The following is a 22699-nucleotide window of genomic DNA, read 5'->3' on the forward strand; positions in this document are numbered from 1 at the left end:
AACCGAGAGAGGAACATAGAAATGATGAATCAAAGGAAGGCTTTCCTGAGTGTGGCGGCGCTGACCATGCTGCTGCTTCAAGGCTGTGGCGGCGGTGGCGGCGGCAACGGTGATGCTCCCGGCGCGTCCAGCGGATCCGGTGGGACCCCATCGACCCCCTCCACGCAACCCTCTGCGGGTTCGTCTGGGTTCGTTGCCCAAAGCGCCGTTGGAAAGATGCTGCAGGGCGGCGTCTATGCCGTTTCCTATGGCAAGGGATCGATCAACTTCAAGGACGATAAATCGATCTGGCGCACGACCTTGGAGAAGAAACTGGATGGTTCCTACGAGCCGGTCAGCAGGGTCTACGCTGGCAACGATCAGGTCGGAAACGACGTGCTGGATGAAAGCCTGCGCCCTCTGTACGACCCGAGTGCGAAGACTTACACGCAGATCCTCAGCAGTCGGCTGGACGATGCCAACGGAAAGATCCTGATCGGCCAACAGCCGGCGGCTTCTTTCGTGGCGCGATACGCATGGAAGGTCGACGTCGACGCCGTCGATCTGGCGGGCTCTGCGATCCAGAAGTTTCTGTCCGAAACGTTTTCCCAAACAAAGCCGATCGATGATCTGGCGATCAGTGGAAACTTCCCCGCCGGATCGCAGGGCTACCGCATCGCCTATTCGGCGGACGTGAATCGATTCCTCTTCGAGCGCAACGAGGTCTTCGTCCGCAGTCAGGCAGAGTTTGAACGCTCAGGTTCCTGCGGCACGAAGTCAGGCGCCGCCCGCATTGGCTACCTTGTCCAGTCTGGCGGCGTGCTCGAGATCTATGAGATCGGCTCGGACACCAACTGCAATGCGGCCCTCGATGCAGGAACACTGATCGGCGCCGGAAGCTGGGTTCGAAAAGCGGGCGACGGTTTCGACTACATCGAGATCACGTTCCCCTCTGGTATCTCCTACGCGCGCTTCGACTCGAAGTTCTCCGAAGCGGAGTACGCGGGCGGCGTTCGTGCTGTGGAGCTCATCGCTCCCAACGGCATATGGAGCTCTGGCTACCTGATTCCTGCAGGTGTGAAGTTTCGAGCGCGGAACCTGGCGATCAACAAGGTCGCGGCAGACGCGCTCAAGGCCGCTGCACCGATGTAAATGCGATGACGCGGACGGCATCGCGTGCGCATCGCCTGCGCACGCGATACGCATGCGTTTCAAGGGAGAGAGAAAAAAATGAACAAGCGTTTGCATCGCATTGTCTTCAACGCCGCGCGCGGCCTGCGCATGGTGGTGCGGGAGAGCGCGCGCAGCACCGGCAAGGGCGCCAGCGGCGCGACCTCCGCGGCGGTGAGCGTGGCCGCGGTTGCCGCGGCCCTGATGAGCGCGCCGCTGCATGCCCAGATCGTGGCCGACCCTGGCGCCCCCGGGCGCCAGCGCCCGACCTTGCTCGCGGCCCCCAACGGCGTGCCCCTGGTCAACATCCAGACGCCCAGCGCCGCAGGCGTCTCGCGCAACACCTATTCCCAGTTCGACGTCAACGCCAAGGGCGTGATCCTCAACAACAGCCGCACCAACGCCCAGACCCAGTTGGGCGGCTGGGTGCAGGGCAACCCCTGGCTCGCGGGCGGGGGCGCGCGCGTGATCCTCAACGAGGTGAACAGCGCCAATCCGAGCCAGCTGCGTGGATATGTCGAAGTCGCGGGCCAGCGCGCCGAAGTCATCATCGCCAATCCGGCGGGCATCCAGGTCAACGGCGGCGGCTTCATCAACGCGAGCCGCGCCACGCTGACCACCGGCACGCCGCAGTTCAACGCCAACGGCGGGCTCGACAGCTTCCTGGTGCGCGGCGGCACGGTGAACATCGAGGGCACGGGCCTGGACGCCAGCAAGACCGACTACGCGGCCATCCTCGCGCGGGCGGTGCAGCTCAACGCGGGGGTCTGGGCCAACGAGCTGAAGGTCGTGGCCGGCGCGAACCAGGTCGCGGTGGACGGCAGTGCGCAGGCGCCGGTCGCGCCCACGGGCCCCACCCCGAGCTTCGCGCTCGACGTGGCGGCGCTGGGCGGCATGTACGCGGGCAAGATCACATTGATCGGCACCGAGGCCGGGCTGGGCGTGCGCAATGCGGGGCACATCGGCGCGGGCGTCGGCGGGATGGTGGTCACTGCGGCGGGGCGGCTGGAGAACATCGGCACGCTCGAAGGCGCGAAGGTCGAGCTCAAAAGCGCAAGCGACATCGACAACCGCGGCGGCACGATCCGCCAGGCGGGCACGCGCGAGCTTGCGATCACGGCGCCGGTGCTGAGCAACACGGCCGGCGGGTTCATCGGGGCGGAGCCGGTGGCGGTGCAGCCCGAAGCAGGGGCTGGTGGCGCAAGCCCAACAGGCGGCAGTGCGAGCGGTGGCGGATCGGTCATGCCCACCACGGGCACCGCCACGACCCCGAGCACCGGCACCACGGTGGTCGCAGAGGCCGCGCCCGCGCAGCCCGCACCGGCCACCGGCCCGGGCGCCATCAACGCCGCCGGGCGCCTGCTCAACGACGGCGGCCGTATCTATGCGGGCGGCGAGATCGGCCTGGACACGCCGCGCATCGACAACAGCGGCGGCAGCCTGAGCGTGGGCACGCTGGCCGTGCGCGGCGAGCGCTTCAGCAATGCGGGCGGCACCTTGAACGTGGTGCGTGGCTTCAGCGCCGACGTGGGCACCTTCGACAACAGCGGTGGCAAGCTCCACGCGGGCAGCCTGCGCATCGCGAGCACGGGCGACCTGCGCAACACCGACGGCACGTTGACCAGCGAGGGCGATGCGAGTCTTGTCGCCGGTGGCGACATGGACAACACGCGGGGCGCGCTGGCGGCAGGCCAAGACCTGACGCTCCAGGCGGCGCGGATGACCAACACCGGCACGGTCCGCAGCGGCCGTGACGCCGCATTGACCGTGAGCGACGCCCTTGTCAACGACGGAACCCTCACGGCTGGACGTCATGCACAGCTAACGGTCGGTTCGCTGCAAGCCGGCACCGGCAGTGTCATGGGCGCGGGCATCCGCTCCGATGGCCATCTGGCCGACGCGGGTGATCTGCGAGTCATGGCCTCGCAGACATTGAGCGCACACGGCACCCACTTGGCCGCAGGCGGCATCACGCTGGAAGGGGCGTCGGTCGATCTGTCGCAAAGCAAGACCAATGCCGCGAACCTTGCCATCGCGGCAACGCAGGGTGACATCACGACAAGCCACGCCACCCTCATCAGCGCCGGCACGCTGGGCGTCCGCGCGAACGTCCAGGGGGCGCAGACGCTGGTGAATGACGGCGGCATGCTGAACGCAGGACAGTTGCAGATCGAAGCCTCGAACATCGCCAACACCCATGGCGGCGCGATTGTCCAGACCGGTCGAGGTGCGACGGACATCGCCGTTTCCGGGACCCTCGACAACACGTCGGGTCGCATCGCGAGTAACGGCGTCGACCTGGACTTGCGCGCTGCGACGTTGGCCAATATCGGCGGAAAGATCGAGCACGCGGGAAGTGGTGTGCTGCGTATCACGGTCGATACCTTCGACGGCGCCGATGGCGGCATCGTCGGCAACGGCGCGCTGAAGATGCAGGCAGGCCAGGTCGACCTCGACCACAGCACCTTGAGTGCCACGCAGATCGCCATCGACGCCGACGCATTGCGCAACCGTGGCGGCCAGTTGATCCAGAACGGCGCGGGTGTGCTGCGCGCGACGGTCAAAGGGGTGCTCGACAACACCGGGGGCGTGATGGCCGCGGCCACCGGTTCCGGTGCCGACGTGCAGGTCGACGCGCAAAGCCTCGTCAACCAGACCGGCCGCATCTCGGCCGATGGTGACCTTCGCGTCCAGTCCGTCTCGGACATCGAGAACACGGCAGGCATCCTCCGCGCCGGTGGCAGCCTGTCGGCGACGGCGGGTGGGCCGCTCACGAATGCGCTCGGCGCGATCGAGGCGGGCGGCAAGACCGCCACACTGGCGGTGGCGGCGGACCTGATCGACAACACCGACGGACGCATCGTCAACGTGGGTACAGGCGATGCCACGCTCGCGGCCACACGCGTGCGCAACGCGCGACCCGCGGGCACCGAGGGCCAGGGCCTGATCGCGGCCAATGGCCGGCTCGGCCTGCAAGCGGCGACGCTGGAGAACGCAGCGGGTGCCGTCCTGTCATCGAGCGGTGCGCTCGACCTGGCCGTGACTGGCACGCTGAGCAACCGAGGCCGGATCGCCAGCGGCGGCGCACTGAACTTCGATCGATCGGAGGCCGCGCTCGACAACACCCACGGCGAGATCGCCGCGGCCGGCGCTGCGCACATCGCGGTGCGCGACATCGTCAACGACGCGGGCCGCATCGCGACCACCGACGACTCCGGCGCCGACCTGTCGCTGGCGGCACAGACCCTTTCCAACCGCGGTGGCACGCTGGCCAGCGACCGCGACCTGCAGCTTGCGTTGCCGGGCGCCTACACCCATGAAGGCCTGCTGCATGCCGGCCGCCATGCGACGCTTGCGCTCGGCGGCCGACTGGACAACACCGGCACGCTCGAGGCGGTGGGCACGCTGCGCGCCGACGCGCAGAGCATCGGCAATGCGGCCGGCGCGCGCATCCAGGCCGCTGCCGTGGACCTGCATGCCAGCGGCACGCTGGGCAACGACGGCGAGATCACGGGCGGCCAGGTGGACATCGGCGCGGATCGCGTGGCGAACACCGGCGCCATCACGGGTGGCAAGGTCACGATCGCCGCGCGCGAGGTCGCGAACATGGGCCCGCAGGCACTGATCGGTGCCACCGGCGACGTGTCGCTGTGGGCCAGGGACTCGGTGCAGAACACCGGCGGCGCGACCGTCTACGCAGGGCAGGACCTGTTCATCGGCGCGAACGATGCGCGCAACGCCGACGGCTACCTGGCCCACGGCGTGACGGCGGTCGTCAACACCGGATCGACCATGGAGGCCAGGCGCCACATCGACATCGCGGCCACGGCCTTGCGCAACGAGCGCCCCGGCGTCGCCTTCGAGACGGTGCAGTCGCTCGATGAACAGCACACCCTGAGCATGCCGGAGTGGTGGCACAACGCCGACGGCAACAACTTCTACTACAACCCTGCGGCGAGCAACTACACGCCCTACGAGGTGTACTACGTCAACCCGAAGGACATCCTGGAGAGCAGCACCGTCTTCACGCCGGACGGCAACAAGATCGAGCGGATCGTCATCCGGACCCATGCGAACGACACGGCCTTCTTCAGCGCCCGTGCGGGCCGGGGCGGTGCCTACGGCCATCGCGAGCGCATCACCGTGGGCGACGGCACACGCGTGCTCTATGCGCTGGGCCGGCAGGACGGCGCGCCCAACCCCGATCAGGTGGAAGGCATCACCAGGGGCGTCTGGCAGGGCGAACAGGAGGTCCGCCACTGGGACGGTCCACCGCCGGCTTTCAGCGCCGACTACGGCAACTGCAGCACGGACTGCGTGCGCTTCTACACCCAGCCGCGGTACGCCGACCCCAACACCACCATGATCCGCGACACGCAGGTCGCGCGCGGCCCGAGCACGGCCTTGTCCGAAGTGCGCCGCGACGCCCACACCACGGCCACCGACGACCTGATGGTCGAGGGCGCCGGTGCTGTCGGCCGCATCGTGGCCGGCGGCGACATCCGCGTGGGCTTCACGGTTTCGGTGACCAACAGCTATGGCGACATCATGGCCGGCCACGAGCTGAAGCTGCAAGGAGCGCCAGGCAGCACCGTCGACAATATGGCCACGTCGCTCTACCGGCGCTATGCCTTCGATGTGGTGCGCCACTATGCCGACGGCGTCACGCAGCGCTATGTCGCCCCCGAGCAGTCCCAGAAGATCGGCAGCGTGAGCGGCGTGCTCTCGGGTGTGCAGGGCGTGCACATCGTCGGCGGCCAGATCCGCAACGTCGACACCGCGGCAGGCACGGCCGCCAACATCACCGAGAACGTTCGACTGAGTTCGGGTGGCGTCGCGAACACCGGCGGCGCGTCGAATGCCGGCGGTGCCAGCGGACCGGACCGGGCGGGCGTGGTGGGAGGCGTGGCCGCCGGCGGCGCAACAAAGCCTCCGGCCGGTGGGCTCTTCACCGTGCGCCCCGACCCGACGTCGCACTACCTCTACGAGACCCGCGCCGAGTTTGCGAACTATCGCCAGTGGGCATCGAGCGACTACCTGTTCAACGCGCTGGGCCTGAACCCCGACAACCTGCAGAAGCGCCTGGGCGACGGCTTCTTCGAGCAGCGGCTGGTGCGAGAGCAGATCGCCGAACTTACGGGCCGGCGCTATCTCAAGGGCTATGCCGACGACGATGCGCAGTACATCGCGCTGCTGACCGCTGGCGCGATCTTTGCGCAGCAATACGGCCTGCGTCCCGGCATCGCGCTGACCCCCGAGCAGATGAAGGCGCTGACCAGCGACATCGTTTGGCTCGAGACCCAGACCGTGGCCCTGCCCGACGGCAGCACGCGGCAGGTGCTGGTGCCCAAGGTCTATCTGGCGCAGCTCGGCGCCAACGCCCTCAAGCCCGACGGTGCCCTGATCACCGGCGACAACGTGCACATCGAGGGCGACAACATCGTCAACCGTGGCGGCACCATCGGCGGCAAAGGCACCCAGCGTGCCGTGCTGGTGGCCAGCGCCGACATCGTGAACCAGGGCGGCACGCTGCAGGCCGGCCAACTGGGCCTGCGCGCCGGCGGCGATATCCGCAACGAAACCCTCACCGTCACCAAAGACTGGGGCCAGAGCGATGGCCGGGTCCAGGCCACCGGCCGCCACACCAGCCTGTCGAACGTGGCGCGCATCGAGGCCGGCGACAAGCTGCAGATTCGGGCAGGCGGCGACTTCGTCGACACGGCCGGGCGCATCAAGTCCGCAGGCACCGCCTCCATCAAGGCCGATGGTGACGTGAAATTCAACACCCTCGACACCGGCAACAGCTACCAGGCGAGCGTCGGCGCATCGAGCATGCGCCGCGAGAGCACCCGGGCGCAGGTGGGCACGCTGAGCACCGGTGGCGACCTCCTGGTCAGCGGCGGGCGCGACGTCACGCTCAACGGCACGCAGGTCGAAGCCGGCGGCAACGCCACGCTGAACGCGGGGCGCCACCTGGGCATCGAGGCCGTGAGCAGCAGCCAGGCCAGCGACCAGCGCAACGATCCGGCCGGCAGCAGCTACCGGCAGAGCCGCAGCGAGACGACCGTGCAAGGCGCGACCGTGAAAGCGGGCGGGGACCTGGTGGCGAAGGCCGGGACGACGGAGCAAGGCGACCTTACCGTTCGGGGGAGCCAGCTCGAGGCGAAAGGCACTGCCCTGCTGCAATCCAGCCGCGACATCGTCGTGGCCGATGCAAGAGAAACCAGCAGCTACGACGACTACACGCATCGCAGCAGCAGCGGCCTCCTGTCGAAGAAGTCCAGTGTCGATCACCAGACCGGCAGCCGCGACATCGCCGTGGGCAGCAGCATCGGAGGAAAGAACGTGATGCTTTCGGCCGGCAACGATGTGGTGGTGGCGGGCAGCCAAGTGGCGGCGCAGGTTCAGCTTGTTCTCAGCGGCGGCCGCGACGTGCGCATCCAGAGCACAGAAGACCACTCGAGCCAGAGCAGCTACCACGCTGAAAGCAAGAGCGGTTTCTCGGCCAGTGCGCTGAGCGGCATCAGCTACGGCCAGAGTGCCAGCACGCAGAGCCAAACGGGCCGGAGCACCACGCCGGTCGGCAGCACCCTCAGCGGCGGCAACGTCAGCATCGACGCGGGGCGCGATGCGCAGATCATCGCCAGCGCGGTCGTGGCAGACAAGAATGTCGCGATCACCGCCGGGCGCAACATCGATGTGCTCACGGCCACCGACACGCAGAGCTCGACCACCGCCAGCCAGAGCAGCAGCACGAGTGTGGGCCTGGTCTCAGGCATCGCGCCACGACAGACCCTGTACGGCACGGCCAAGGGCGCGGACAACGGCAGCGGCGAGTCGCGCACGGCCGTCACCAGCCTGATCAGTGCCAACGACGGCAAGCTCACGATGGTCGCCGGCCTCGACCCGAAGTACAAAGGCACTGGCCAGGGCAACATCACCACCGAAGGTGCCGACCTGCTCGCCAAGGACAAGGTCACGCTCTCGGGCAATGCGGTGAACCTGAAGGCGGCCACGTCGAGCGGCGACAGCAGCTACCACGCGGAAAGCCGCAGCGTCACGCTGGGTTCGCAGCTCACCGGGGCCGTCGGAGGCCAGGTCACGCGCATCTACGACATGGCGCAGGCGTCCAAGCACACGGCCGACAGCCGGCTCAAGGGTGCGCTGGAACTCAAGGCCGGCTATGACGCCTACAAGCTCGCCACCAGTGGGGCATTGGGCGCGGGCATCGCCGATGCCGGCGCGCCCGGTACCCAGGGCGATCCCGCCGGTGCCGCCTTCGGCGTGAGCGTGAGCATCAGCAGCAGCAAGAGCAGGCAGGACAGCACCGAGCGCTACACCACCCAGCGGGGCACCAACATCCAGGCTGGCGCCATCGACATCACGGCGCGCGAGACCGACATTAACATGCAGGGCGCCAAGCTGCAGGCCCGCGACATCGCGCTCGATGCGGAACGCAACATCAACCTGGGTGCGGCAGAAAACACCGCCGAGACGCACAGCAGCAATGCGGGCAGCTCGCTGGGCGCAGGCGTGACGGCAGGCTTCGGTTCGCAGAACGGCATCAGCTTCCAGTTGAGTGCCGGTCGCAGCAAGGGCAAGGCCAACGGCAGCGAGACCCACTACGACAACACGCAGGTCACGGCCGCCGACACACTCAGCATCCGAAGCGGCGGCGACACCAACCTGAGGGGCGCGCAGCTTACGGCCGACCGGGTCAAGGCAGACATCGGCGGCAACCTGAACATCGAGAGCCTGCAAGACCGCACCGACTACCGGAGCCAGCAAAGCAGCGGCGGCATCGACGTGAGCATCTGCGTGCCGCCGATCTGCTACGGCCAGACCGTGACGGCCAATGTGAACTACGCCAAGCAGGCGGTCGACCACAACTACCAGAGCGCCACCGGCCAGAGCGGCATCGCGGCAGGCGCGGGCGGTTTCGACATCACGGTCAAGGGCAACACCGACCTCAAGGGCGGCGCGATCACCAGCACCGCACCCATCGACAAGAACAGCTTCACCACCGGCAGCCTGACCACCAGCGACCTGGTCAACCGGCAGAACACGCACGCGAGCAGCGAAAGCATGAGCCTGAGCTATGGCAGTGCCACCAGCGTTGCCAGTGACCTGGCCCGCAGCGCGACCAACACCGCACTGGGCAACCTCAACAGCGGCAAGGGCCTGCCTGGCGACAAGAACGAAACCAGCCAGACCCAAAGCGTCATCAGCCCGGCGCACGTGAAGATCACCGGTACGGGCAACGCCGAAGTGGATGCAAGAAGTGCGGAGAACGTGGCGGTTCTCACTGCCCGGGACGCCACCACCGCCAACGGCGCGCTGATGAACAACCTGACGCTGCAGCAGGCCCAGGACATCCCCCGCAAGCAGCAGGAGGCGCAAGCCCATCAGCAGGCCGCGCAACTGGTGGGCAGCGTGATCACCAACGTCATCGGGGACGTGTCGGCCAAGGCGGGCTGGAAGGAAGGCAGCGCAGAGAAGATCGCGCTGCACGGCCTGGCGGGGATCGTGCAGGCGAAGCTGGGCGACGGCAGCGTGGCGGCAGGTGCCACGGTGGGCATGCTCAACGAGGCCTTGCTGCCCATGATGGAGGACTACCTGAAAGGCCAGGGCATCAGCCGCTACAACCCGGACGGCTCACCGAACGTCGAGTTCAACGAACTGCTGACCGCGGGCTCGACCTTGCTGGGTGCCGCGGTGGGGGCAGCAAGTGGCAATGCGGGGATGGGGGCTGTGGTGGCGAACAATGCCACGGTCAACAACTACCTCAAGCATGCGGATGTCGACCGGCTTGCCAAACGGATCCAGGACTGTGGCAATGACCAAGGATGCAAAGACAAGGCCATGGACGAGGCCTACCGCGTCAGCACGCTCAATGACATCGAGCTGCTGAACTGCAAGAGCAGCAACAACTGCGATGCCCTCAAGGCCGAGTATCGCGAAGGCTACCGTGCGATCGAGGACCTGATGGGTGCGGGCATGAAGCCCGAAGACGTGGGCCGCATCCTGAACCTGGAAAGCAACGCCCAGGCCATCATCAGGAATGGTCTGGACCAGCGCCAATGCACCACGCAAGCCTGCCAAGACAACGCCGACTACCTGATGGGTATCGGCAAGGGCCTGTCGAAGATCACACCGGCGGCGCTGGTGTCGGGCACAGGCGTTGCAGCCTACGAGTTGACGACCGCGTTGATGAACACCGGCCTGACGGACACGGCCGTGGCGGTCTTGCAAGGCATCAAGGGCCTGCCCGAGAGCCTGCTGGTACACCTGAACAGCGATGATCCGAAGGTCAGGGGCGAGGCGCTGGTGGATGCACTGGCGATCGGGGGTGTGGCGACGGCAGTGGTTGCCAAGATGGGGCAGGCAGGGGCTGGGGCGCTTGTCCGCCGGGCCGTGGCAAAAGCCGAGGCTGCGGCTGATGCGCAGGTGATTGCCTCTCGCATGAGAGAGGTTGCGATCCATGTAGACGATGCACGGTTCAGCGAAGTTGCGCAGAAAATTGTGGAGGCTGAGAAAGCTGGTTGGAAAACTGCCGAAGGGAAAACCTGGTGGCCACCCGAAAACGGTAAAGTTCCGGGGACTGATCAAATTGTGCAATTGAAAATTGGACAGCGACTTGACAGATATGGCGGCACTAGTGATAAATCTACATTCCTTGCTCCTGCAGATACGCCGCTAGGCAAAAGAGCTTTGCCAGACTCCACAAATCTGAGCGTGCACGACGAATACATCGTACTCAAGCCTTTTAGAGTCGAGGAGAGCCGTTCGATGCCTTGGTTTGGCCAGGAAGGAATGGGCCTGCAGTATGAAACAAGTAGGGGTTCAGAGAAGACCATTGCAAAACTTGTTGAGGATGGATTTCTTAGAAAGGTTGTAAAATGAAAATGAGAATGATGGAGGTCCCTCAGTACGTTGCGGATGAATTTGAACGCCCTCTAAATGAGAGTAATTCTTCAGGTCTAGATCGTGTATACCTTCTTATTGGCAGGACTCTGACAGGAATAGAGTGGCCGGAGTGGGAGGTCGCGGGGCGGCGATTTCATTCGACAAACTCGAATGAACCTTTCGGCTTTGAAGAGGTGGCTGGGAAGTTTTATATCTACGCAGAAGAGCGAGGGGCGCGCAGTGCCGTTGCCGTATTTAAGGACGATCATTTGGCCGCAAAATACTTTGTTCACTTGGTGTCAGAAGGAAAGCGAACAATCGATTGGAGCTCTATTCCCGAAAGATGACGCAACAAGATTAATGGCATCCCCATCATCAATCGTGCGAGTTGATTGTGGTGCAAACCTGCCGAGGCCTTCGAACCGCATCGACGACGTGAACCGGCGCTACGACCGGAAGGTGAGCGACAGGTCGGAGGCGGTGATGACGACCATCAACGCCATGAGCGCGTACAACCTGTGCGCTCCAGGCGATACGACGTGTGCGGCGGGATCGCTGGTGCAACTGAAAACTCTGCAGGCGGACCTGAAGGCCAAGGGGATGACCTTGGCGGACACCGAGCGGATCGGACTGAACTCGTACATTGCAGAAGCAGAGTTCAAGCTGGGCAATGTATACGGTGGACTGACCGCCGCAGCCATGGGGGCGACAGGGGCAAAGGGCAACGAAGCGGGGAACGCGCAAGGCGCACCGCTAGGTCGAGGCGCAACGGGTCGGACAGCGCCGCGCAATATAAAAGAGAAGTTCGCGATGGATGAAGCACTGTCTGCTCCGAATTCCGGTTTTGAGATTCCCATTGTCCTTTCAGATTCGAGATGGCCTGCTTCGGAAGGATGGGTAAAGATAAGAAAAAATGTGAACGGGATTGAAATTCACTATGTAAAGAACAAAGTTTCGGGCGCGGTCGATGATTTAAGTTTAGAGATTAAAAGCTGTGAAAGTTATTTGTAATTTTGTTTCTGGGAAAGATATACCCTCTTTCGCGCGTTGCAGAGGAGAGACAGATGAAGCTTTTTTCTCAGTTGACAGTGGGTCAGTCGTACGAGGTCTATGGGGTAATGTGCTTGAATGCACGGATTGACTATTTGATTTGTGCCGAGAGCGCCGGCCCGGACTGGATTCCTGGGAGTCTGTTCGAAATTGAAGATCCTAGGATCGTTGAGGGATGGTCGATGTGCTACGTAGGTCAGTCTGTGGATTACCAAGGGTTATGGGGTACTTTCGGAGTGGTGGCGATTTGTGGCTATGCGAGGTTGACTGGGGATTTTCCCCGTTATTGCGGGATTCTGGAGCGGAATTCTACTGAGCTTGAATTCTTCTATAAAGAGAAGCAGGCGGCAGATCTGTATTTCTCAAATACTGCTGAGACATGAGATTTCACGAGTGCTGATTTATGAGGTGGCATTGGTTTTTCGCTCACAATGTCCCGGTCAATGATCTCATCTGCTGTTGGACATCGTTGTCCAGTACGATCAGGAGGGCGCATTGTCCTATCGGCAGGACTGACGCACCAGCGATCTATTTAGTCCGCCCTGAACAACCCGCAACCCATTGATCTTGTTTGAGATTTTCGAGTTTCCCTGGCGCAGGACTTGCAAGGTAGATCGGTGTAGAACGCAGTTTTCTTGCAAATTCCGACGAGGTTTTGAACGATGGGACCCAAGCCCGCAACGCCCGCGACCGACGAGCTGTTCATCTCCCGGCTCGACGAGTTGATCAACATGCGTCATCCGTTGGTGCGCTTGGCCGGCCTGATCGACTGGGCCGAGATCGAGCGCACCTTCGGCGCCCACTTGAGCTCCGGGCGCGGCCGACCTGCGTTGCCTCCTCGCCTGGTCGCCGGCCTGCTGTACCTGCAGCACGCCTTCGACGCTTCCGACGAAGCCGTCGTCAACACCTGGGTCGAGAACCCGTATTGGCAGTACTTCTGCGTCGAGATGTACCTGCAGACCGAAGCGCCCATCGATCCGAGCAGCCTCACGCGCTGGAGGAAGCGCATTGGCGAGGAAGGTGTGGAGACCTTGCTCATGGAGACTATCGGAGCCGCCCGGCGCGGCGGCGTCGTGAAGGCCTCCAGCGTAGATCGAGTCATCGTCGACACCACCGTCATGCCCAAGGCGATTGCGCACCCCACGGACAGCCGCCTGCTGGAGAAGAGTCGCCAGCACCTGGTGAAGGTGGTCGAGGAACACGGCATTGCTCCGCGCCAGAACTACAACCGCACGGCCCCCAGGTTGGCCGCGCAGATCGGCCGCTATGCCCATGCCAGGCAGTTCGAGCGCATGCGCCGTGCCGTGCGGACCTTGCGCACGCGCATGGGTCGTGTGCAGCGCGAAGTGGCGCGCCAACTCGCCGCGTTGCCCGAGCAGGCGCAAGCCAAGGTCCGCGATCTGCTGGCACGCACGGACCGCATCCTCACGCAGAAGACCAAGGACAAAAACAAGCTCTACGCGCTGCATGCTCCCGAGGTCGAGTGCATCAGCAAGGGCAAGGCTCGAACGCCCTACGAGTTCGGCGTGAAGGTCAGCATCGCCACGACCTTGAGGGAAGGGCTGGTGGTGGGCATGCGCAGCATGCCGGGCAATCCGTATGACGGCCATACGTTGGCTGAACCGCTCGAACAGGTGGGCATCCTTGCCGAGCGCAAGCCCACCACGGCGATCGTGGACAAGGGCTATCGGGGCGTGGAGATCGAAGGGGTGCGCATCCTGCGCTCGGGTCAAAAGCGGGGCATTACGCGAAGCTTGAAGGCGATGATTCATCGACGCAGCGCCATCGAGCCGGCCATCGGTCACATGAAGATGGACGGGCGCCTGGGCCGCAACCCGCTCAGGGGCGCGCTGGGCGACGCGCTGCATGCGGTGATGTGCGGCGCGGGCCACAACCTGCGCCTGATCCTGGCGAAGCTGCGGCTTCTTGCCGCTCGATTCTGGCTCGCATTGCCTGCGCTGCTGGCGATGTTCTCCGCACCAGTGGGCCGCACTCAACTCGCGCACGATTGAAAACGGAATTGTTCAGGGCGGACTCTGTAGCTGCGCCAACCTATAACGGCGGCATTCGTATACTGCCTGATGGAACACGGGTGGGCTTAAGAAATACGTCAGGAACCGGCGGTCGCACAATAGATATTTTTCCAAGATCAGGAAGGCCTTACAAAGTACATATTCAACCATGACGGAATACGCAAGAAATGTCATCCTTGACCTTTTCGAAGAAGGTGATCGTGACGATGTATTTTTATGGCAATTGATCGGACTTTCCGAATTTGATGAGCAGGATGTATCGCGGGGAAAAGATAGAGGTGATATTCTCGAGGCTGCTGCAGCAATTGCTTTTTTTCTTATGCGCGACAATATTTTTTCCTTGTTTGAGGTGGCTGATGATGGCGGCGGCGACCTGAATTTTAAAAAATTCGAAGGGGATCTAAAAGAATTCTCCTCTTCCATCAAGAAACTTGATGAAAAAATTCAGAAAGCATTGGGTTTGGTTTTTTCTTAAGAAAAGAGCGGGCGAAAAAAAGCCCGCGGTCATTCCTGATGATGTATTGAAGTTGTTGAGATAGTAATGGGCGGCGGTCGAAAAAGTGAAGTCGTTGCCATTTTCAGAAATCACCAGCCCACTGCTTCATAGGAACTCTCTACGCCTGGCGCCTGATCTGTCAGTCTTCAAGGCGTGGAGAAGCTGATGAGTGCTTGGCTAGCGTTGGATTGCCGATGTTGTTCGATGCCTGACGAGCAGGGACATCGTCAACAGCGACATCGTCCATGCGAGCGGGGCTTCGATGGCGCTGGGATGCAACAGCGGGTCATCGGCAGGCATCGAGAAGGCGGGGCGCGAACGCACCAGCATCACCGCCTCAGGGATTTCCGGCATTGCGGGCAACAAGGAGGTGCGGACGGGTGATGGGAGCAATGGGCTCGTGCCGAGTTGGAGGGCGAGTGAGTTATTGAAGGATGTGAATGCCCAGGTGTAGATCACCTCGACGGCCAGCGGCATCCTGTCCAGATGGCTCCACCAACTGGTGGAGGCGATCAAGGGACTGCTGGCGAGCGGAAGTCCAACAGGCGTGATGGGGCCAAGCCAGATCGACCGAGTCCTTGGTGAATTCGAGCGTTTGAAGAGCGACCCCAGCTTGACGCCCGAGCAACGTGCACAGTTGCAGGGGCTGCAAAGCTTCATTGAAGCCGCGATGAAGAAGTGCGGCATCACGCTCGAGAGATTCAGAAACGCGATTCGCACTATTTTTTCCCGCCGGGAAAACCATGAACACCGTACTCCGGGCCACGATGATTGAAATGATCGCCGATGCTGACCCCAGCAAGCGGTGGAAACGCTGCTGGATTGAAGTTACTGAACCTGGACCGGTCACGATCGTTCCGCGTTGGAAGGCATGCCTACCTCCATTTCAGATGATGTGCGATGCAATCATGGGGGACATTCAGAGTCCGCGAGGCGTCGCCTGTGTTATGGACTGGGTCCGTAAAGTCGAGTCTGGCGAACTCGATCTGGCCGATGTCGACGGCAATGCCTGGGTCATCAACATCACGCGCGACAAGGTTTGGTTCGAGGGCCTCTACAGCCAAGGCGAGGGCGGCGAAGTCACCCTCTCGCAGTTCAAGTTGGCCGTGCAGACCTACCTTTTGTTCTTGAGCGATCCGGAGCGCAAGCCCATCGAGGTCGAGTTCCCGGTGCACTGAGAGCGTTCTCGGCCGCTGCAGGTAGGTTGCTTATGGGCGAACAGTGTTCCGCGCTGCGTGGCGTGCAGGTCGATGCCAAGAAGGACGCCACCGTCAAAGGCGTCAAGGTCAGCTTCCTGCCGCGTTGAGCGTTGCGGTGCAGAAGGCAACTGCACGCGGTGCGCGCGTACCGCGACGCCAGCGGGGCGCCCATCATGGAGCCGCTCGACAGTGCCGCGCTCACCGCCTTGTCGATGCCAAACCGTTCGCATCGGTTGGTCGCGCGAGTCAAGCCCTGATGATGACTGGGTACTCGCCGAACAGGTGCGCAGATGCTCCGCGCCAGGACCCCCGTCTCAACCCGTCACAACCTCCTCTTCAATCACCACCGTCTCCCCACCCGCCTTCCCCGACGCCACGATCGCCTCGAACAGCTTGATGTTCTCCAGCAGCTCGCTGTGCGTGAACGGGTAGGCGCCGCCCCGTGTGACCGCGTCCGACCAGGCTTCGAAGTTCAGCAGCACCGCGTCGTTGGCCGGATGGCTGTGGTGGATGCGCGGCACGCCGGTGCCGATGCAGTGGGTGAAAAGCGTGGGCAGGCCCTGGTCGACATTGCCTTCCGACACCAGCTCGACCCAGCCCTTGTCGCCGAACACCGCGATGCGGCCGTGGAAGGGCGTGACCGACAGGAAGCTCACGGTGCCGCGCACGCCCGAGCGGAAGGCGATGGTGGCGGTGATGTAGTCCTGCGCGGGGGCCGGGAAGATCATCGAGTCGGTGGTGCAGCGCACGCTTTGCGCGGGGCCGGCCAGCGCGATGAAGATGTCGGTGATGTGGATGCCGACGGCCGTCATCATGCCGGCGGGCGCGTGCTTCTGGTCGAGCCGCCAATTCGATGCGTCGAGCTTGCGGAACAGGTCGTGGCTCACGTTGGCTTCCACGTGCAGCAGCCTGCCCAGTTCGCCCGCGCGCACCATGCGCATCAGCTCGGCCACGGCGGGCTCGAAGCGGCGTTCGTGGCCCATGCCCAGCACGCGGCCCTTGCGCCGGGCGGCGTCGAGCATGCGGCGCGCGCCGGCGCTGCTCATGGCCAAAGGCTTCTCGCAGAAGACCTGCTTGTCGGCCTCGAGCACGGCCAGCACCTGCTCCTCGTGCAGCGAATGCGGCGTGGCGAGGATCACGCCCTCGATGTCGGCGCGGGCCAGCACCGCGGCCAGGTCGGGCGCGAGCTCGACCTTGGCTTCCTTCAGGAACGCATCGGCGTCGGCCGGACGGAAGGGGTCCACCGCGGCGACCACGGTGAACTTCGGGCTGGCGGACAGCGAACGGATGATCTGCTTGCCCCACCAGCCCAGACCTGCAACGGCTACTTTCATGATGACGGTGTCTCCTTGTGTTTGAGGTGATGACGAAACGGTTTGCGCGACGAAGCCTCAGGGCTGCGTGTGGCCCGGCCGCCGGCCTTCCCAGGCGTCGTGCAGCAGCGCCATGAGCGCGTCGCGCGCGAGCGGGCGCGGGTTCCAGTAGGGGTTGGCCACGGCCAGATCGGCGACGCGCGCCAGGCCCTCCTGGGGCATGCCGATCTCGCGCAGCGAGGTGGGCGCGCCCAGGGCCCCGGCCAGATCGAACAGGCCGCCGGCCGCGTCGCCGTCGCCGCGGCCGATGGCGCGGGCGATGCGCTGCATGGCCTCGGGCGCGGCGGCCGCGTTGTAGGCCAGCGCATGCGGCAGCACCACCGTGTGGGTCTCGGCATGCGGCAGGTTGAAGCTGCCGCCCAGGGTGTGGCACAGCTTGTGGTGCAGCGCCATGCCGACGTGGCCCAGCACCGTGCCGCAAAGCCAGGCGCCGTAGAGGCAGTCGCTGCGCGCGTCGATGTCGGAAGGGGCTGCGACGATGCCGCGCAGGCCCTGGGCGATGGCGCGGATGCCTTCCTCGGCCATCAGCGACATCACGGGGTTGCCGTCGCGTGCGTAGAGGCCTTCGGCCGCGTGCGCGATGGCGTTCATGCCGCTGACCACCGACAGGCCGACGGGCAGGCCGGTCGACAGTTCCGGGTCGTAGAGCACGGTGCGCGGCAGCACGCGCGGGTCGCGGCCGGTCTTCTTCAGGCCGGCTTCGGTGATGCCGTAGATCGGCGTCATCTCCGAGCCCGCATAGGTGGTCGGGATCGCGATGATCGGCATCGGCGACTCGAGCGCGATGGCCTTGCCCAGGCCCACGGTGGAGCCGCCACCGATCGCGACCGCGCAGTCGGCGCCGACCGCGCCGGCGTGCGCGCGGGCCTCGCGCGCGGCCTCGATCGGCACGTGCATCACGGCGCCGCTGAACACGCCCGCGCTCAGCGGGCCGAGCAGGTCCGACACGCGTTCGGCCGTTTCGACCTGCTGCGGCGTGCACAGCACCAGCGCGCGCCGGGCGCCCAGCGCCTCGACCTCCTGCGGCAGGTGCGCAAGCGCGCCCGGCGCGAAGCGCACGCGCGCGGGCTGCGCGGTGAAGACGAAATCGTGGCGGGGCGGGTGCATGGTGCGATCCATTGGGGGGGTCTTGAGTTGCGCCCTCTCCCGCACGCGGGACAGGGCAGGGGTGAGGGCGCTCCGGTCTCAGCCCCTCATGCGCTGCACGCCCGCGATCCAGTGCGCGAAGGCCGCCATCTGGTCGCCCACGAACTGGCGCGTGGTCGCGTCGGTGCACACCCCCTCGGGCGAGAACTTGGCGCCGGCGCCGCCGATGAAGACCTCGGGCTTGGCCAGCACCTGGGCGTTCATGAACAGCATCACGCGGCGCAGGTCGTACTGCACGCGCGCACCGCCCAGCGGGCCGGGCGAGGCCGAGAGGATCGCCACCGGCTTGAAGGCGAAGGGCTGGTCCTCGCCGCGGCTGAGCCAGTCGAGCGTGTTCTTGAGCACGCCGGGCGTGGAGAAGTTGTACTCGGGCGTGGCGATGACCACGGCGTCGGCTTTGCGAATGCGCTCGCGCAGCGCGGCCACGGCCGCGGGCCAGCCCTGGGCCACGACGTCGCCGTCGAAGAAGGGGATGTCGCGGATCTCGGCGATGTCCAGCGTCATGCCGGCGGGCATGACCTCGCCGGCCAGCCGGAGCGCGGCACGGTTGATGGAAGCGTGGCGCAGGCTGCCGCACAGGCCGACGATGTCTAGAGGGGTGGTCATGGGTTCTTCGGGCTCGGGGGAAAGAAAGACCGCGCGGCACGCCGGCCGTGCGGTCGGGAAATGGAAGGCCGGCGCTCAGTGCGCCGCGTAGTCGACCTGGTGGCGCGCGATGCGCAGGTCGCCGATCTCCTCGCGCACGCGCAGGTGCGCGGGGTGCGTGGCATAGGAGGCCAGCGATTCCTGGCTGTCGAACTCGCTGTACAGCACGACGTCGCAGGCGTAGTCGGCATGGCTCAGGTCGACGCCGACCTCCAGGTGCAGCAGCCCCGGGATCTGGCCGCGCAGCGCCTCGAACTTGCCGCGCACCAGGTGGATGGCGCGGGCCTTCTCCTCGGCGGAGTCGCCGCGCAGGTCCCACATGACGATGTGCTTGAAGGTCATGGGTGGGGCTCAGGCCGCGGGCGGGAAGCCGGCCGTCTGCGGCCACAGGTTCACGAAGGGCAGCACCGAGGCGCTCTGGTAGACGCCGGCCCGGGTGAAGGGCTCGTCGGCCTGCCAGCGCTCGGCCGCGGCGCGGTCGGGGAAGTCGATGGCCAGCAGGCTGCCGATCATGGTCTGGCCGTCGTCGCTGGTCAGCGGGCCGGCGAAGGCGATGCGGTCGGCCACCGCGGCGAGGTAGGCCTTGTGCTCGGGCCGCACGAGAAGGCGCAGCTCGCCGGCGTCGGCACGGTCCAGCAGATGGAAAACGAAAATCACGGGAGTGCTCCGATGGAGTGGATGGGGGGAGGAGGGCGCACGGCCCCGCCGCGGCGGGCCGTGCGCCGGGGGATCACTTCCTGGCGATGGCCTCTTCCCACTTGGGGCAGCTGCGCGATTCGACCGGCGATTCGTAGGCCGACAGGTTGTCCTTGGCGATCACGGTGGCGGGGAAGACCACGTCCTTCTCGACCGACAGCTTGCGCAGTTCGCGCACAGCGGTCATGGTCGACACGCAGCCCTGCAGGAAGCCGTTGTAGTCGCCCGAGGCCAGCATCTTGCCGGCCTTGATCGCGTCGATGGCTTCCTTGGTGCCGTTGATGCCCACCACCAGCGCCTTGCGGCCGGCGCCGTCGAGCGCCTCGATGGCGCCCGAGGCCATGGCGTCGTTGGCGGCGAACACGCCGTCGATCTTGGGGTGCGACTGCATCAGGTTCTCCATCACCTGCAGGGCCTGCAGGCGCTGGTAGTTGCCCGGTTGCGACGCCACCACCTTCACGCCCGGCGCGGCCTTGACCGCGTCGTTGAAGCCGCGCACCCGGTCGATGCTGGTGAGCGAACCCTTGACGCCCTCGAGCACCACGATGTTGCCCGTGCCGCCCATGGCCTTGATCAGGTACTTCGTGGTCTCCAGGCCCAGCTGGTAGTCGCTGGCGCCGACGAAGGCGACGAAGCTGCCGACCTCGCTGCGGTCGGTCACGTTGACCACCGGGATCTTGGCCGCGTTGATCTTGCCGACGGCCGGGCCCATGGCCTTGTAGTCGACCGGCGTGAACACGATGGCGTCGGGCTTCTTGACGATCACGTCCTCGATCTGGCTCATCTGCTCGGGGATGCTGTCGGGCTTGGTCGGCACGTAGTGCGTGACCTTCACGTTGAGCTGCTTGGCGGCCGAGTCGGCACCCAGGCGCACCGCCTGGAAGAAGGGGTTGGTCTGGTTCTTGGTGAACACCGCGATGCGTTCGCCGCTCTGGGCCTGCGCCAGCGAGGCGCCGCCCAGGACCAGGGCCAGCAGTGCGAGCCGGTGGCTTGTCTTCGTCTTCATTTTCTGTCTCCTTTGCGAGTGAGGTTGTCGAGAAATACCGCCAGTACGACGATCACGCCCGTGACCACGGGTTGCCAGTTCGAGCTGATCGCCAACAGGTTCATGCCGTTGAGCACCAGGGTCAGGATCAGCGCGCCGACCAGCGTGCCGAAGACCGAGCCCACGCCGCCGAACAGCGAGGTGCCGCCGATCAGCACCGCCGCGATGGCCGGCAGCGTGAGCGCTTCGCCGATGTCGCCTTCGGCCGAGTTGAGCCGCGCGAGGAAGATCAGGCTGGCCAGCCCGGCCATCGCGCCGCTCACCGCATAGACCAGCACCAGGCGGCTTTTCACCGGCACGCCCGACAGGCGCGCGGCCTCGGGGTTGGCGCCCACGGCGTAGATCTCCTGGCCCCAGCGGGTGCGCTGCGCGAACACCACGCCGATGAACAGGAAGGCCACCATCAGGTAGACCGGGATCGGGATGCCCAGCCAGTGGCCGCTGCCGATGGCGCGGAAGGCCGGCGGGAAGCCGTGGATGGTCTCGCCCTTCATGAACCAGTAGGTCACGCCGTGCAGGATCCAGAGCATCCCGTAGGTCGCGATGAAGGGCGGCAGCCGCAGCAGCGTGATCAGCAGGCCGTTGGCGATGCCGATCAGCAGGCCGCAGCCCAGGCCGGCGAACACCGCCAGCGTGATCGAGCCCGTGGCCTTCATCAGCGTGGCCGCCAGGCAGGCGCTCATGGCCACGTTCGCGCCCACCGAGAGGTCCAGGCCCGCGGTGAGGATCACCAGCGTCACGCCCGAGGCCAGCAGGAACAGCAGCGCCGCCTGCCGCAGCACGTTGACCAGGTTGGTGGTGGTGAGGAAGGCGTCGCTGGCGAAGCTCAGCACCAGGCACAGCAGGCCCAGCGCGAGCAGCCGGAAGGCCACGCTGCGCACCGGGTCGGGCAGCGCCTGCCACAGGCCTTGCAGGCCCGATGCGTTCTGCTGTGCCGGCGCCGCGGCGGACGAGGAAAGGGTGGGGGTCTTCATCACAGTGCTCACGATTGCTTCCCGCGGAACGCGTCGATCATCAACGCGAGGATGACGAGCAGGCCGATGGCCGACACCTGCACCGCCGAGGTCACGCCCATCAGGTTGAGCCCGTTGCGCAGCACCCCCACAGCCAGCACGCCGATCAGCGTGCCGAGCAGCCAGCCCTTGCCCTTCTCGAAGGAGGTGCCGCCGACCGCGACCGCGGCGATGGCGTCGAACTCCATGCCCAGCGCCGCCGTCGGGTGGCCCGAGCTGATGCGTGCGGTGAGCAGCAGCGCCGCCAGGCCGGCCATCAGGCCGCCGATCACGTACACCGCCACCAGGTAGAGGCGGGTGCGCACGCCGGCCAGGGTCAGCGCCTCGCGGTTGCCGCCCAGCGCGAAGACGTTGGCGCCGAAGCGCGTGTGGTACAGCACGACATGGAACAGCGCGTAGGCGATGCCGGCGATCCAGATCGGCGCGGGCACCCCGAGGAAGGCGCCGCTGTAGAACATCTGCACCGAGGCCGGGATGCCGACCACGCTTTGGCCGTCGGTCACCACCAGTGCCAGGCCCTGGGCCGCGCCCAGCGTGCCCAGCGTCGCGACGAAGGGCGGGATGCCCAGGCGCGACACCAGCGTGCCGTTGGCCAGGCCGAAGGCCAGGCCCACGCCCAGCGCGGCCAGCAGCGCGAGGCTCACGCCGCCGGTGTTCACCGCCACCGTGGCCAGCACCACGTTGGCCAGCGTGAGCACCGCGCCCATCGAGAGGTCCAGGCCCTCGGTCATGATGATCAGCGTCATCGGCAGCGCGAGAAGCAGCAGGATGGTGGACTGCACCGCCACGTTGACCAGGTTGGCGCCGTCGAGGAAGTTCTCGGTCGAGAACGCGAACACCGCGCACAGCACGATCAGCATCATCAGTGCGCCACTGGCGCTGCCGGCGTGCTTGAGCCGCGCGATCAGCTTGCCGACGCCCTCCACGGGCTCGGCGCGTACGGTCATT

At 65.4% G+C, this 22699-nt stretch carries 17 protein-coding genes; 8 read left to right on the forward strand and 9 right to left on the reverse strand.

Translation table 11 applies throughout. The annotated features are described in order from the left end of the window. Positions 1 to 21: 21 nt before the first annotated feature. From QTI20_RS04075 to QTI20_RS04100, 6 genes are all read left to right on the forward strand, one after another. Entirely contained in the window at positions 22 to 1131 is a 1110-nt protein-coding gene (locus tag QTI20_RS04075) for a hypothetical protein (RefSeq protein WP_286549994.1), read from the forward strand. 78 nt (positions 1132 to 1209) lie between these two features. Then, positions 1210 to 11052, forward strand: coding sequence for a hemagglutinin repeat-containing protein (locus tag QTI20_RS04080; RefSeq protein ID WP_286549991.1), 9843 nt, complete (start codon positions 1210 to 1212; stop codon positions 11050 to 11052). A gap of 486 nt (positions 11053 to 11538) precedes the next feature. After that, positions 11539 to 12066 carry a hypothetical protein gene (locus QTI20_RS04085; protein ID WP_286549985.1) on the forward strand — a complete coding sequence of 176 codons (528 nt, stop codon included), beginning with the start codon at positions 11539 to 11541 and terminating at the stop codon, positions 12064 to 12066. Positions 12067 to 12119: 53 nt separating this feature from the next. After that, entirely contained in the window at positions 12120 to 12488 is a 369-nt protein-coding gene (locus QTI20_RS04090) for a hypothetical protein (protein WP_286549983.1), read from the forward strand. A 279-nt stretch (positions 12489 to 12767) separates the two neighbouring features. Then, entirely contained in the window at positions 12768 to 14117 is a 1350-nt protein-coding gene (locus tag QTI20_RS04095; RefSeq protein WP_286549980.1) for an IS5 family transposase, read from the forward strand. 169 nt (positions 14118 to 14286) lie between these two features. After that, positions 14287 to 14613, forward strand: a complete 327-nt coding sequence (locus tag QTI20_RS04100) for a hypothetical protein (RefSeq protein ID WP_286549977.1) — start codon at positions 14287 to 14289, stop codon at positions 14611 to 14613. Positions 14614 to 14811: 198 nt separating this feature from the next. Here the strand turns inward: QTI20_RS04100 and QTI20_RS04105 are convergent, their stop codons facing one another. Next, positions 14812 to 15150 (reverse strand): hypothetical protein, encoded by a 339-nt coding sequence (locus QTI20_RS04105; protein ID WP_286549975.1) that lies wholly within the window; start codon positions 15148 to 15150, stop codon positions 14812 to 14814. Here QTI20_RS04105 and QTI20_RS04110 point away from each other — a divergent pair. Both QTI20_RS04110 and QTI20_RS04115 read left to right on the forward strand, forming a co-directional pair. Next, positions 15137 to 15409 (forward strand): hypothetical protein, encoded by a 273-nt coding sequence (locus tag QTI20_RS04110; RefSeq protein WP_286549974.1) that lies wholly within the window; start codon positions 15137 to 15139, stop codon positions 15407 to 15409. The two genes, QTI20_RS04105 and QTI20_RS04110, sit on opposite strands and share 14 nt — an antisense overlap. Next, entirely contained in the window at positions 15378 to 15812 is a 435-nt protein-coding gene (locus tag QTI20_RS04115; protein ID WP_286549971.1) for a hypothetical protein, read from the forward strand. Before QTI20_RS04110 ends, QTI20_RS04115 begins: the two co-directional genes overlap by 32 nt. 335 nt (positions 15813 to 16147) lie before the next feature. Here QTI20_RS04115 and QTI20_RS04120 read toward each other — a convergent pair whose 3' ends face one another. The 8 genes from QTI20_RS04120 to QTI20_RS04155 form a co-directional block, all read right to left on the reverse strand. Next, the gene (locus QTI20_RS04120) at positions 16148 to 17167 is read right to left on the reverse strand and encodes a Gfo/Idh/MocA family protein (RefSeq protein ID WP_286549968.1); all 1020 of its coding nucleotides are present in this window, start codon (positions 17165 to 17167) and stop codon (positions 16148 to 16150) included. A gap of 57 nt (positions 17168 to 17224) precedes the next feature. After that, positions 17225 to 18313, reverse strand: a complete 1089-nt coding sequence (locus tag QTI20_RS04125; RefSeq protein WP_286549966.1) for a maleylacetate reductase — start codon at positions 18311 to 18313, stop codon at positions 17225 to 17227. 78 nt (positions 18314 to 18391) lie between these two features. Beyond that, positions 18392 to 18958, reverse strand: coding sequence for an NADPH-dependent FMN reductase (locus tag QTI20_RS04130; protein WP_286549963.1), 567 nt, complete (start codon positions 18956 to 18958; stop codon positions 18392 to 18394). A 75-nt stretch (positions 18959 to 19033) separates the two neighbouring features. After that, positions 19034 to 19339 carry a Dabb family protein gene (locus tag QTI20_RS04135; protein ID WP_183027889.1) on the reverse strand — a complete coding sequence of 102 codons (306 nt, stop codon included), beginning with the start codon at positions 19337 to 19339 and terminating at the stop codon, positions 19034 to 19036. Between the two features lie 9 nt (positions 19340 to 19348). After that, the gene (locus QTI20_RS04140; protein WP_286549959.1) at positions 19349 to 19654 is read right to left on the reverse strand and encodes a YciI family protein; all 306 of its coding nucleotides are present in this window, start codon (positions 19652 to 19654) and stop codon (positions 19349 to 19351) included. A gap of 73 nt (positions 19655 to 19727) precedes the next feature. Then, positions 19728 to 20699 (reverse strand): sugar ABC transporter substrate-binding protein, encoded by a 972-nt coding sequence (locus QTI20_RS04145; protein WP_286549956.1) that lies wholly within the window; start codon positions 20697 to 20699, stop codon positions 19728 to 19730. After that, positions 20696 to 21712: an ABC transporter permease gene (locus QTI20_RS04150; RefSeq protein WP_286549955.1), complete on the reverse strand. Its 1017-nt coding sequence runs from the start codon at positions 21710 to 21712 to the stop codon at positions 20696 to 20698. Before QTI20_RS04150 ends, QTI20_RS04145 begins: the two co-directional genes overlap by 4 nt. An 8-nt stretch (positions 21713 to 21720) precedes the next feature. Continuing rightward, positions 21721 to 22698 (reverse strand): ABC transporter permease, encoded by a 978-nt coding sequence (locus QTI20_RS04155; RefSeq protein WP_286549952.1) that lies wholly within the window; start codon positions 22696 to 22698, stop codon positions 21721 to 21723. Position 22699: the final 1 nt, after the last annotated feature.

Origin of the sequence: Variovorax sp. J2P1-31 (genome assembly GCF_030317215.1) — a bacterium.
Taxonomy (GTDB): Bacteria; Pseudomonadota; Gammaproteobacteria; order Burkholderiales; family Burkholderiaceae_C; genus Variovorax.